This is a genomic window from Trueperella sp. HMSC08B05 (assembly GCF_001808405.1).
In the GTDB taxonomy this organism is placed as follows: Bacteria; Actinomycetota; Actinomycetes; order Actinomycetales; family Actinomycetaceae; genus Trueperella; species Trueperella bernardiae.
This window is the reverse complement of the sequence record NZ_KV793228.1, coordinates 1-12,200: the sequence shown is the minus strand read 5'-3', so window position 1 is coordinate 12,200 and position 12,200 is coordinate 1. Positions and strand designations below refer to the sequence as shown.

The following is a 12,200-nucleotide window of genomic DNA, read 5'->3' as shown; positions in this document are numbered from 1 at the left end:
AGCCGGACAGGCTTAGCGGCCGGCCCGGCCGAGCTCCCTCAGGAAGGTGTCGATTTCGGCGGACGTGGGCGCCGTGTTCGGCCCGCTCCGCCCGGCCTTGAGGGCCGCGGCCGCGTTGGCCCGCTCCACGGCGCTCATCATGTCAAGGCCCCGGTCCAGCGCAGAAAGCAGCACGCCCGCGTGGACGTCGCCGCACCCGTTGGTGTCCACCGGCTCGCAGGGGAAGGTCGGCACCGCGGTGACCTTGCCTCTCCCATCGTTGCGGCTCACCCGCGTGGCCTCGGCCCCGTTGCGTACCACTGCCCACGCACCTTCCGGCAGGGCGGCGGCCAATTCGCGCGCGACGTCGTCGCGATCAAAGCCGGCACCGAGCACGCCGAAACGCTCGAGGATGACGGCGGCCTCGCGTTCGTTGGCGCTGAGGATGTCGCAGCGCGCGAGGACCGGGGCAAACAGGTCAAAGGGGAGGTCGGCGACGAGGGGCGAGGGGTCGACGAACACCGTGACCGACGGCGGCAGGCCGGGCAGCCAGCGGGCGAGGCCGCCGGCGTTTTTCGCGGTGGCGAGAGAGTAGCCGGAGACGTAGACGAAGTCGCCCGGGCGGACGTCGATCGCATCGAGGTGCTCGATCCCGAAGTCTCCCTCCACCCCGATCGAGGTGATGAACGTGCGCTCGGCGGAGTCCTCGACGAGGGCAACGCAGAAGCCGTTGTCGGCGGGGAGGCGCTCGTAGTTGACGCGCACGCCCGCCTCCTCGAGCGCCCGGGCGATGACGGCCGCGTTCATGCCGGTGCCCACCAGCCCGCAGTAGAGCACGTCCATGCCGTCGCGCACGGCCGCAAGCAGGGAGTTCATCGCACCGCCGGCCACGGTGAAGGCCCCGGTGGCCACGATGTCGCCGCCCGGCTCGGGTATCTTCGCGATGCGTAGCACCTGGTCGACGATCACGGAACCCGTGTGAATCAGCGTCATGGCGCGTCCTTTCCGGCCGCCCGCGCGCGGCGCTCGAGGAGGGCGGGGGCAAGGGTGTCGAAGCTGAGCGAGTTGCGTTCGGCGATCTGATTCACGACGTCGGCCGGCCAGGTTTCCATGCCCGAGAGCGCGCCGCGCATGGCGCCGACCATCGCGCCGACCGTGTCGGTGTCGCCACCCGCCGAGGCCGCCAAGCACACGGCCTCCCAATCCGGGATGTCGAGCGCGGTGATCGCGAGCGCCGCGACCACCGACTCGTGCGACTGCATCGAGGTGCCGATCAGGTGGAAGAGGGCAGTGATCGGGTCGGGGGCTCGGCGGAGCTGGTCAATCGCCCATCGGGTGCGAAGGGCGATGTCGGGCGCCGTGAAGTGGGTGCCCTGGGCCGCGGCCTCAGCGGCCGCGGCCAGGCCAAACTCCAGGGCAGCGGCCAGGTCAGCACCGTCCAGCGCCGCCGACACCACCCCCGCCACCGCCGCCGCACCCGCCAGCGCCACCGACGTTCCGTGGGTGGGGCGAGAAGCCGCAACGACGGCGTCGACAAGCTCGCCCATCGGCTCAGACGGCACCACAATCCCCACCGGGGCCACCCGCATCGCCGCGCCGTTGGTGGTGCCAGTGCGGCCGGCGTCGGCGGGCGAAGCGCCCTCGCGGATCGCAAGAAGGGCGCGCTTGGTGGACGGGCCGAGGAGGTCAAGGGAGCCGCGCGCGATCATGTCGTTTTCCCAGGTGAGGAGGGCGTCGGTGAGGGCGCGGGGGTCAACCCGGCCGTCGGCGGCAAGGAGGCGGGCGAGGACGATGGCCTGCTCGGTGTCGTCGGTGATCATGCCCGCGGGCGCGCCCGCCGCGATGACTTGGCGAGGGCCGGCGGGGAGGAGGGAGTGGATGTGGCCGTAGTCGGCGCGGATGATGTCCGGGGGTAGGTCCTGCGTGGGCATACCAAGCGCGTCACCGATGGCCAAGCCCCACAGGCAGCCCTGCGCTCGCGAAAGAAGATTCATGTCCCGTCCTTACCTCGTGGCTACTTCCAGGGTAAGCCACGGGGCGGGGAAGGCGGGCCCGGTTTCGGCCCGTGGCGGGGCGCGCTAATCTACTGGAATAGCAGGGCCGCGGCGTTCTCGCGGTCGATCACCACGACGTTGAACAGGCCCGCACTGACCGCCGCAGCGAGCGGCTCGGCCCGGTCGGCTCCCTCTGTGGCCACAATCCTCTGCGGAATTTGGCGGATTTCCTCCAGGGTTAAGCCGATGATGCGCTGGTCGAAGGCTCCAGCGACCGCACGCCCGTCGGTATCGAAGAACCGGCCGCTGATATCCGACATGGCCCCGCGGCGCGCCAACTCGGCGAGCTCCGCGTCATTAATCTCCGGCGCGAGCGCGGCCCGGTCCCAGGCGGAGCCGCCGAATCGGGTCCCGATGCCCGAAATAAAGACGTGGGCCTCGCGCGCTCGCCTCAGCACCTCGTTCGTCGCGTCGTTGCCAGCCAGCACCGAGGCAACCTCCGCATCGACGCCAACGAGCGGAGCGGCAAGCGCGAAACTCTGCCCGTTTGTCCGATCCGCGAAGGCCTGCGCCACGTGATCGGGGTTGAGCGACCGATCGGCCCCGGCATACCCTCCCGATCCGGGCACGAAGGACACGCCCCGTGGGAAACTCTCGGCAGCAAAAGCGGGAAGCATCGCCACCGTCTGGGACGCCCCGATCGCCACCGCGGCCCCCTCCGCCAGCGCGGTCGCCAGGAACGACGCCGTCTCCCGGGCCACGTTCTCACGCGCGGCTTGTCCCGGGCCCAGCGCAGGCACGACCCGCGCAGCCTTCAGCCCGAACTTCTGTACAAGGGCCGCCTCGAGGTCCTCGTACGGCCGCGCGTCGCCATGGATGGAAATGGTGACAATGCCCAGCTCGCGGGCGCGCTCGACGTCTTCCCGTTCGAGCCGCTCCCCGCCGATCATCGGATCCTCAACACGCCACGCCTCACTGTCACGCCCCACCTGGGCGGCGCGTCCAAGGAAGCGGCGCGGATCGCCGCGCGGATTGGAGCCGAGGATATCCAGCGTTGGCTGAACGGCCAGACACCGAAAAACGTGGTCAACCCAGAGGTCTTAGAGGGCCGCTGAGGTTGAGCGCAACAGCGGCGCGTGCGAGTCACAAGACCCACACGCGCCGCTTTCTTTACGCATATGCAACGCTAATCCCCCAGATGCAACACCAATTTCGCACTTTTTACCGTTGCACATTCCGGATGAGCGTTGCAGATACGAAGCCGGCGGGCCCGGCGGCGGGTGGGGTATTCGCCGGGTGGAGCCCCGGCGCCGGGCGCGAGCCCAACAGGCCCGGCGCTAGGCGCGAATCCCGGCGCCGAGCCCGCCTTCCGGCTACGTCAACCAGCCCAGCGGCACAGTGATGAGTCCGGGGAAGGCCACGAACAGCAGCACCAGCACGCATTGGGAGATGAGGTAGGGCAGCACGGTCTTGGCCACCGCCTCGATGCGCACGTTGCCCACAGCGCTCGCCACGTTCAGCGACGGCCCGACCGGCGGCGTGATCAGCCCCAGCACGTTGGCGAGGGTGAAGATAATGCCGAAGTACACCAGGTCCACGCCGGCCGTCTGCAGGACGGGGATGACGAGCGGGGTGAGGATGAGGATCGTGGGGATCACGTCGAGGATGAACCCGAGCAGGAACACGAAGATCATGAGCACCAGCACGAGCAGCTTCGGCTTGTCGATGAAGGGCTCCATGATCGAAGTGACCACGCCCGGCAGGCCCGAGATCGTCATGAAGTAACCGGCCACCTGCGCGGTCGCGGCGAGGAACATGACGACGGCGGACATCTTCGCCGAGGACACGAGGGCACGGATGATCACCTTCATGTCGAGTTCGCGGTAGATGACGCCGCCCACGAACAGTGCGTACACGGCGGCGATGACGCCGGCCTCGGTGGCGGTGAAGACGCCGGAGCGCAGGCCCACGAGGATGATGACCGGCAGCAAGATCGCCCAGAAGGCACCGCCGAGGAGCTTGAGGAAGCCGAGCATGCCCGGCCACGGAACGTCCGAACGCACGGCGTCCTTACGGGAGACGAACCACCAGGTGGCCCCCATGAGTAGCACGAGGTAGAACGCCGGGACGATGCCGCCCATGAAGAGCTGGGTGATCGACACGCCCGCCGTCGCACCGTACACGATGAGCGGCACCGAGGGCGGCATGATCGGGGTGATGATGTTGGTGCCAGCCACCAGGCCGGCGGCCTTCTCGCGGTTGTAGCCGGAGTTGACCATCATCGGGATGAGGATCGCACCCAGCGCGGCCGTCGAGGCCACCGCCGAACCGACCAGGGCGCCGAACAGCATGGTCACCAGGATGGTGACATAGCCCAGTCCGCCGCGGATGCGTCCAACCGAGACGTTGGCCAGCGCGATGAGGCGCTGCGTGATACCGCCGCGGTTCATGAGCTCGCCCGTGAGGATAAAGAACGGAAGGGCCATCATCGACAGCGAGTCCGTGCCGCGCAGCAACTGCGTGGCAATGATCTGGGGATCAGTGGCGCTCCCACCGATCATGAGCGCCGACGCCGCACCCGAGAACAGCAGCGCGAACGCGATCGGAACACCGATCATGATGGCGGCGACGAGGAAGCCCGTCATCCCGCCCAGGATCGACATCCCCGATCGTGCACTGAAAAGAATCTTGCTCATCGCCGCTCCTCCTTACCGTGGACGTGGCCCGTGTGCGCGCCGTGGTGCTCCGATCCGGTGCGCTCAAGCTCCTCGATCTCCGCGAGCGCCGCCTGCGCGCCGGCCTCGGCGTCGTCGTAGAGGGCCTCGGCCGAGTCGTCGTTCTGCGCCTGCAGCAGCTCCTCGATCGTGGTGCCGCAGATCATCCGCACGATGTTCGCCACCGCGAGAATGATGATCGCGACGCCGGTCACCGCACCCACGCCGCTGACAATCCAGCGCGGGAACTGGGTGGCCACCCAGCGATCGTTGAGCGACTGCTGAGCGAGCGAGATCGACCCCATCATGAGCAGATACATCACCCAAATGACGATGCCCTGCACAACCACGTACATCGCCTGCGCCGCGCGCAACGGCAACCGCTCGAGTAGGAAGTTCACGCCCAGGTGGCGGTTGTCACGGAAGGCGCCGATCGTGCCCAGGTAGACGAGGAAGATGAAGGACAGGCGCGCCACCTCCTCGGACCACGCAAGGCCTGAGTTAAAGATGAAACGCATGATGACGTTCACGAGCATGAACCCCACCATGATGGCAAGGAAAATCGCCATGAGGTATTCGAGCGCCCGGAAGATTCTGTCTAGAGTTTTCGACATGTTAGTGCTCCAGAAAAGTGGTGGGGCGAGCCAGGCCCGCCCCACCGTGAGTCTTACTGAACGTCGCGGATACGCGCGGTCAGATCTTCAGCCCAGTCGTTCTCAGCAAGCAGCTTGTCCACGACCGGCTTGGTGGCCTCGATGAGGCGGGCGCGCTCGGCGTCGTCGATCTGCGTGACGGTCAGGCCCTTCTCCTCGAGGAACGAGCGCTCCTCGTCGACGGCGGAAATGTAGTTGGTCCACGCCTCCTCGGAGGCCTTGGCGGCGGCGTCGCGAACAACCCGCTGGAGCTCCTCGCTCAGACCGTCAAGGAAGTTGGCGGACGTGATCATCTCGAGGGTCGCCACGATGTGGTTCGACTCGTAGACGTACTTCTGCACCTCGTAGAAGCCCTCGGAGATGATGGTGACCATGCCGTTGTCCTGGCCGTCAACCACGCCTGTCTCGAGCGAGGTGAACAGGTCTCCCAGCGGGATGACCTGCGCCGACGCGCCCAGGTTCTCGGCCAGGCCGATGTGGATCTCATTGGAGGGCATGCGGAACTTCTGGCCGCGGAAGTCGTCGATCGAGGTCAGCGGCTTGGCAGAGGAGAAGGTGCGGGCCGAGTTCGGGCCCCATCCGAGGATGTAGGTGGTGGGGAACGCCTCGTGGAAGTCGTCGCTCATCTCCTGGGCGATGTCTCCCGTCCACACGGCCTTTGCGTGCTCGAGGTCACGGTAGAGGAACGGCCAGTCCGAGATGAGCATCTTCGAGTACTCCTGGTTCATCGGGGTGCCGACGAGGACCATCTCGATCGTGCCGTTGCGCACGCCGTCCCACAGGTCGCCCTCGTTGCCGAGCTGGCCGGAGTGGTAGACCTCCGCCTTGAGCTTGCCGTCGGACTCCTCCTCGATCATGGGCACGAAGACCTCGTCGATCGCCTTGGCCATCGGGTGGCTGGCGGCCCAGTTCGAACCGATGCGGAAGGTGACGGTGCCGTCGCTAGAGGTGTTACCGCCGTCGTCCCCGCCGCACGCGGACAGGCTCAGCGCGAGGGTAGCCGCGGCAATCACGGAAATAATCTTCTTCATGGGGTTCTCCTTTGAATATCCACGCGTGTGATGCTGGTTGTGTTTAGGAAATCTTGATCATGACCTTGCTGGAGCCGGTCGTGCGATCGGCTGCAACGTTGAAAGCCTCGACGGCTTCTTCGATGGGGAATTCGTGGCTCATGAGCGGATCGACGTACAGGCCGTCGGCGAGCAGGGCGAGCGCCTGGTCCATCTCATCAACGAAGCGGAAAGAGCCGGCCCACGTGATCTCACGGGTGACGAGCTGGCCGAGCACCGCCTTGACCTCGTCAGCAGGCAGGTTGCCCACCTGAATGAGGAGGCCGCCGCGGGCAACCGCCTGGAGGACACCGCCGAGTGCACCCGGCGCGCCCGAGCTTTCGAAGACGACCTCGACGTCGCCCGGCAGCTTCTCCGTGCCGACCAGCACCGTGGCGTCCGCACCCAGCTCGCGAGCGCGCTTGAGGGCGGGCTCGGCCATATCGGCGGCGACGACGCGGGCCGCACCGAGCGCCTTCGCACCCGCGACGACGAGCAGCCCGATCGGGCCCGCGCCGTTGACGAGCACGGTCCTGCCCGCCACCCCGTCGGCCAGGTAGTCGCGGGTGCGGTTGATGGCGTGAAGCGCCACCGCGAGCGGTTCGGCCAACGCGGCACGCTTGAGGTCAAGCCCGGCGGGCAGGGGGCGTAGCTGATCAGCGCGCATCACCTTGAACTCGCACATGCCGCCGTCGGTGTGCGGGCGCATCGCGGCCGAGCCAAAGTAGCGCACGGACGGGTACAGGTTGTGGCGCTTCGCGATGTGCTCGGGGAGCACGTCGTCGCCCACCACGGTGGCCGGGTAGGCCGAGGCCTTCACGCCGACCAGCGCAGGGTCGACGTCGTCGCCAACCTCCACCACCGTGCCGGAGATTTCGTGCCCGAGCACGAGCGGATCGTGAAGGATGGCGGTTCCGGACGCACCCTTGAAGGCGTATCCGAGGTCGGAGCCGCAGATGCCGGCGTAGGCCACTTGCATAAGAACCTCGCCCGGGCCGGGCGTGGGGACAGGGACGGTGTCGACTCTCAAGTCGGCAGGGCCGTGCGCAACAACAGCTTTCATTTCGTTCATGTCTCGGCGCCTCCTTGCGCTTAAAATGACGTGCTCCAAGGCTAACATACCGCCTTACATCCTGGCTAGTATGTAAGCTGATTTATAAGAAATCCAGTTTTGGACCATACTTGATATCAAGAATCGACGAGGATTGAGGCGCCATGACATCTAACGCGGGAGCCGTCTCCGCACGCCGCATCACCTACAACACGCTGCGCAACAGGATCATTAGCCTGGAACTGCCCCCGGGCTCACTCCTGTCCGAAAACGAACTCGCGCAGGCACTCGGCTGCTCACGCACTCCCGTCCGCGAAGCGCTCATCCTCCTCGCCGACAACGGGCTGGTCCACGTCGTCCCCCGCAAGGGCACGTTCGTCTCCAGCCTCAGCCTCGACGACATCCGTGACGCCCAATTCCTCCGCGAATCCGTCGAACTTCACGCGCTCGACTCCATCTCCTTCCCTTTGAACGACGACGTCGTGGCGCGGATCCACACGAACCTCGACCACCAGCACGAGTCGATCGAACGCGGCCCGTCCGAGTTCTTCTCCCTCGACGAGGAGTTTCACCAGCTGCTCCTCGAGCTCAGCGGGCACCGACGCCTGTGGCAGCAGGTGGCCGACTACAAGACCCACCTCGACCGCGCCCGCTTCCTCGGGCTGACCACGCGCGACTCCCTCGCCCGCTTCCACCAGGAGCACGTGCAGATCACTGAGTCCCTGCTCGCCGAGGACCTCGCGGCGGCCCACGCCACCCTGTGCGCCCACCTGCGGATCGTGCTCGATGACCTCAAGAACGCCATGACCCGCTACCCCGCGATCTTCAAGCTGACGGAATTGGCGGAGACCGACCTGTAACCAACTGGTGAGAAAAAGCAGTTTCATTGATAAAACCTGGCTTTTTGGCCCCAGACTCACGAGTTAGCCACGCCAGAGCCGCTGCCGGTAAGGGTCCGGCGCCGGGCGGCGAGCGGGGTGCAAAGCCCCGCCCTACCGTGCACTTATGGGCATGAACGCGCCAACCATTCCGCTAGTGAGCACAGCATCTTAGAATTGGATTATTGCTAGAACCCGTCAAAGGAGCAGGAATGAAACTGGCATTTGGTTGTGACCCCAACGCTTCGGAGCTGAAGGAAATCCTCATGGCGAAGGCCACTGAGCTTGGTCATGAAGTCGCTGATCTTGGATCCGACGATCCGATCTACGCCAACGTTGCTTTCGACGTCGCCACCGCGGTGGCCGGCGGCGAGTACGACCGCGGCATCCTCGTGTGTGGCACCGGCATTGGCGTGTCGATCGCAGCCAACAAGGTTGAGGGCGCGTACTGCGCCTGCATCCACGACGTCTACCAGGCCGAGCGCGCCGTCCTGTCGAACAACGCCAACCTCATCGCGATGGGTTCGCAGGTGATCGGCACCAAGCTGGCCGAGAAGCTTCTCGAGGAGTACCTCAAGTACACTTTCGATCCCAACAGCCGCTCGAAGGACAAGGTCAATCGCATCTGCGAGTTCGAGCGCCAGTAACCACCGCGTCAAGCAAGCCGCCGGGCGGGGCATTGTCCCCCGCCCGGCGGCTTCGCGTTAGCCCACCGGTCCACCCACATCAATCCTCGCGCTGCCCGACCACCCGCGTTTATCGTCACCAAAAGTGTTTTGTGCACACCAAAATCGGCCATTTGAGTGACGAGAAAACACTTTGCGTGCCGTGAAAACGAAAGACGTGAAAGCTGAAAGGGAGGCAGGCACCCCCGCCGAAGGCCCAGCCCACGCGCGGCCCGGCCCCGGCTACTCGGGCACGACCGCGATCTTCACCCCTACCCGGTCGTGGAGCGCCTGGTAGGCGTCGGCCACACGGGAGAGGGGGAAGGTGTGGGTGACGATCTCGTCCACGTTGATCTTGCCCGCCTCGAGCAGTTTGATCGCGCGCTTGACGTCGCGCCGCCGGGCGTTGGACCCGCCGGTGACGGCCAGTTCCTTGTAGTGGATGAGGTTGGGCTCCAGCTCCGAGGTCGAGCCCTTGGGGAATCCGGCGAAGTAGCTGACACGCCCGCCGTCGGCGGCGAGTTCGAGCGCGTCCTGGGCAAGTGCTTCGGCGCCAATGCACACGATGACAACGTCGGCTCCGGCCCCGCCCGTCACCTCGGCCACGCGCGCGGGCAGCTCCTCCGGCCCCACGCCGATCGCGCCGAGCCGGTCCGCCACCTTCCGCCGCTCCTCGCCGCGGTTTGACACGAACACGTAACTTGCCCCAGAGGCGAGGGCGAGTTGGGCGTGGATGAGCCCGATGGGCCCGGCGCCGAGGATGGCCACGGTCTCCCCCGAGTTCACCTTGAATTGGTCGAGCCCGTTGAGGCAACACGAGATCGGTTCAGCGAGGCACAGGGCGCGCGGGTCGAGCTCGGCGTCGGTGAGGAACAGGTTCCCGCGGCGCAGTGCGCGTTCAGGCACGATCATGTATTCTTGCAGGCCGCCGTCGATCCCGTAGCCGAACAGTTCGAGGTTGAGGCAGAGGTGCTCGCGGTCAGCGAGGCAGTTGCGGCAGTACCCGCAGGAGACGACGATCGACACGGTGGCCTGCCGCCCCACTTCGAGGTCGGGCATGATGTCGATCGCGCCCTCCCCGATTGCGGCCACGCGGCCGGCGAGTTCGTGTCCGGGCACGACGCCGGGGCGCACGCCCGCCGTTTTCGCGCCGGTGTAGAGCCGGTAGTCGGTGCCGCACAGGGTGTTGGCTTCGATCTTGAGCAGGACCTCGCCGGGGCCGGGTTCGGGGCGGTCCTTGGTGACGAGTTCGAGGTCGTGGGGTGCGTTGAGGTGGGCGGCGAGCATGTGTCCTCCTTGTGCCGGGGCCGGGGTGTACCGGTGGGGGCGGCGCCCGGCCGCCCCCACCGAGGGTTACTTGATGACGTGCGGGACTACCTTCATCAGGATAGCGAAGGAGGTGGCGCCGGGGTCGGGCGTGCCCACCGACTTGTCTCCGTGCGTGCGAGCGCGGCCCTTCTTTGCGGCGAAGTTCGCGGTGCCGGCGGCGGCTTCTTCGGCGGCGTCGGCGGCGTCGGCCCACGCGTCCACGAGTTCGGCGTCGGTGCCGGCGAGCGCGTCGGCGAACGGTTCGGAGGCGTCCACGATGGTCTTGTCGCCCACCGCGGCCCCGCCCATGGTGACGAAGGATCGCACTCCGTCGACGACAGCGGCCTTGACTCCCGCGTCATCCGTCGCGGCGTCGTCGGACAGGCCCGCTCCGACCTTGGCGAGCGCCCCGCCCCATAGTGCACCGGCGGTTCCGCCCGCGCCCTCGGACCAGGCGGCTCCCGCCCGGGCGAGCAGGGTGCGAGCTCCAGCTCCGGCCTCGACGGCCTCGCGCGCGGCCTTGGCCGCCGCCGTAGCGCCGAGCACCATGCCCTGGCCGTGGTCGCCGTCGCCGGCGACGGAGTCCATGTGCCCCAGTTCGTGCTCCACCTCGCGCGCCCGCTCCTCGAACGCGGCGAGCACGCGGGCGATCACCTTGGCCTGCTCGGCCGACTCCGGGGCGCCCGCCTCGATCTCGGCCTGCTCTTCGTCGGCAACGACCCGCCGCTCCGCCGAGCCCGCATCCACGCTACCCACCCGGTAGGCGGGGGTGTCGGCGGGGGCAAGCCAGAGTCGCTCGAGTTCGTCGTCGAGGAACATGAGCGACAGGGAGATACCGGCCATGTCGAGCGAGGTGACCTGCTCATCTACCACCGGGCCCACGATGGTCAGCCCGCGATCTTCGAGCATGCGCTTAACAGCCCCGTAGAAGACGAACATTTCCTCGTACTTCGTGGCGCCCAGGCCGTTGACCAGCACGGCCACCCGGCCTTCGTAGCCGGCCTCGCCGCGGGCGGGCTCCTCCTCGAGGAGTTTGTCGATGATCATCGCGGCGATGTCGTCGCAGCTCATCATCTCGTGCTCGGAGATGCCGGGCTCGCCGTGGATGCCCAGGCCCAGGCCGAACGTGCCGGGTGCCACCTCGAACAGCGGCTCGGTGGCGCCGGGGAAGGTGCAGCCGGTGAAGGCCACGCCGAGCGTGCGCGTGCGGGCGTTGGCGCGGACGGCCACCGCTTCGACGTCGTCGATGCTCATCCCCTCGGCGGCCGCGGCGCCGGCGGCCTTGACCACCAGCAGGTCGCCAGCGATCCCGCGCCGATCCAGGTGGTTCTCAGGCGTGTTGGAGGCGATGTCATCAGAAATCGTAAAGATGCGCACATCCTGGCCCTCGGCGCGCAGCTGTTCGGCGGCGTTGCCGAAGTGGAGGACGTCGCCGGCGTAGTTGCCGAACATGATGATGGTGCCACCGCCGTTATCGGCGGCCCGGCACACGGACGTGGCCTGCGAGGACGACGGCGAGGAGAAGATGTTGCCGCACACAGCACCGTGCGCCATGCCCTGGCCCACCCAGCCGGCGAACGCCGGGTAGTGGCCCGAACCGCCGCCGACGACGATCGACACCTCCCCCTTCGGCGAGGCTCCCGTCCGCACGACTCCGCCGTGAACGGGCTGGACGTAGGTTGAGTATGCTGCGGCGAAGCCTGCCACGGCCTCCGCCGGGAACTTTTCTGGATCGTTGACAAGGAACGTCATTGTTCTGTCCTTTCTAAGGGGTTGTCGGATGTGCTGGGTGCGGATACGGGGGTGGCGTGGGCCGGCCCGGCGCAACGCCCGAGGGCTGGTCCCCCTTGCGCGCCGCCAGTCTCACGCGGGGCAGAGCAACGGCGGGTGCGGCACCCTGCCGCACCCG

The 12,200-nt window shown here is 67.2% G+C and carries 11 protein-coding genes; 2 read left to right on the top strand and 9 right to left on the bottom strand.

Translation table 11 applies throughout. From position 1 onward, the window contains the following. Window positions 1-12: 12 nt before the first annotated feature. The 7 genes from HMPREF3167_RS00055 to HMPREF3167_RS00025 form a co-directional block, all read right to left on the bottom strand. Window positions 13-972, bottom strand: coding sequence for a PfkB family carbohydrate kinase (locus HMPREF3167_RS00055; protein WP_070444807.1), 960 nt, complete (start codon window positions 970-972; stop codon window positions 13-15). Further along, entirely contained in the window at window positions 969-1,973 is a 1,005-nt protein-coding gene (locus HMPREF3167_RS00050) for an ADP-ribosylglycohydrolase family protein (protein WP_070444804.1), read from the bottom strand. The genes HMPREF3167_RS00055 and HMPREF3167_RS00050 overlap by 4 nt, the downstream gene beginning before the upstream one ends. Before the next feature lie 89 nt (window positions 1,974-2,062). Further along, window positions 2,063-2,962: a sugar-binding transcriptional regulator gene (locus HMPREF3167_RS00045; RefSeq protein WP_143601973.1), complete on the bottom strand. Its 900-nt coding sequence runs from the start codon at window positions 2,960-2,962 to the stop codon at window positions 2,063-2,065. A gap of 384 nt (window positions 2,963-3,346) precedes the next feature. Further along, window positions 3,347-4,669: a TRAP transporter large permease gene (locus HMPREF3167_RS00040; protein WP_201783150.1), complete on the bottom strand. Its 1,323-nt coding sequence runs from the start codon at window positions 4,667-4,669 to the stop codon at window positions 3,347-3,349. After that, complete coding sequence (locus HMPREF3167_RS00035) at window positions 4,666-5,301, bottom strand: TRAP transporter small permease (protein WP_083280980.1); 636 nt, start codon at window positions 5,299-5,301, stop codon at window positions 4,666-4,668. The genes HMPREF3167_RS00040 and HMPREF3167_RS00035 overlap by 4 nt, the downstream gene beginning before the upstream one ends. 53 nt (window positions 5,302-5,354) lie before the next feature. Beyond that, the gene (dctP, locus tag HMPREF3167_RS00030) at window positions 5,355-6,371 is read right to left on the bottom strand and encodes a TRAP transporter substrate-binding protein (protein ID WP_070444798.1); all 1,017 of its coding nucleotides are present in this window, start codon (window positions 6,369-6,371) and stop codon (window positions 5,355-5,357) included. A 43-nt stretch (window positions 6,372-6,414) separates the two neighbouring features. Beyond that, window positions 6,415-7,461 carry an L-idonate 5-dehydrogenase gene (locus HMPREF3167_RS00025; protein WP_210382952.1) on the bottom strand — a complete coding sequence of 349 codons (1,047 nt, stop codon included), beginning with the start codon at window positions 7,459-7,461 and terminating at the stop codon, window positions 6,415-6,417. Between the two features lie 143 nt (window positions 7,462-7,604). Between HMPREF3167_RS00025 and HMPREF3167_RS00020 the strand changes: the two genes are divergently transcribed. Together HMPREF3167_RS00020 and HMPREF3167_RS00015 are read left to right on the top strand one after the other, a co-directional pair. Beyond that, window positions 7,605-8,300, top strand: a complete 696-nt coding sequence (locus HMPREF3167_RS00020; RefSeq protein WP_062613246.1) for a GntR family transcriptional regulator — start codon at window positions 7,605-7,607, stop codon at window positions 8,298-8,300. Between the two features lie 230 nt (window positions 8,301-8,530). Beyond that, window positions 8,531-8,965 (top strand): RpiB/LacA/LacB family sugar-phosphate isomerase, encoded by a 435-nt coding sequence (locus HMPREF3167_RS00015; RefSeq protein ID WP_070444795.1) that lies wholly within the window; start codon window positions 8,531-8,533, stop codon window positions 8,963-8,965. Between the two features lie 261 nt (window positions 8,966-9,226). Here HMPREF3167_RS00015 and HMPREF3167_RS00010 read toward each other — a convergent pair whose 3' ends face one another. Both HMPREF3167_RS00010 and HMPREF3167_RS00005 read right to left on the bottom strand, forming a co-directional pair. Continuing rightward, the gene (locus tag HMPREF3167_RS00010) at window positions 9,227-10,270 is read right to left on the bottom strand and encodes an alcohol dehydrogenase catalytic domain-containing protein (protein ID WP_062613243.1); all 1,044 of its coding nucleotides are present in this window, start codon (window positions 10,268-10,270) and stop codon (window positions 9,227-9,229) included. Window positions 10,271-10,336: 66 nt separating this feature from the next. Beyond that, complete coding sequence (locus tag HMPREF3167_RS00005; protein ID WP_068538601.1) at window positions 10,337-12,043, bottom strand: dihydroxyacetone kinase family protein; 1,707 nt, start codon at window positions 12,041-12,043, stop codon at window positions 10,337-10,339. Between the last annotated feature and the right edge of the window lie 157 nt (window positions 12,044-12,200).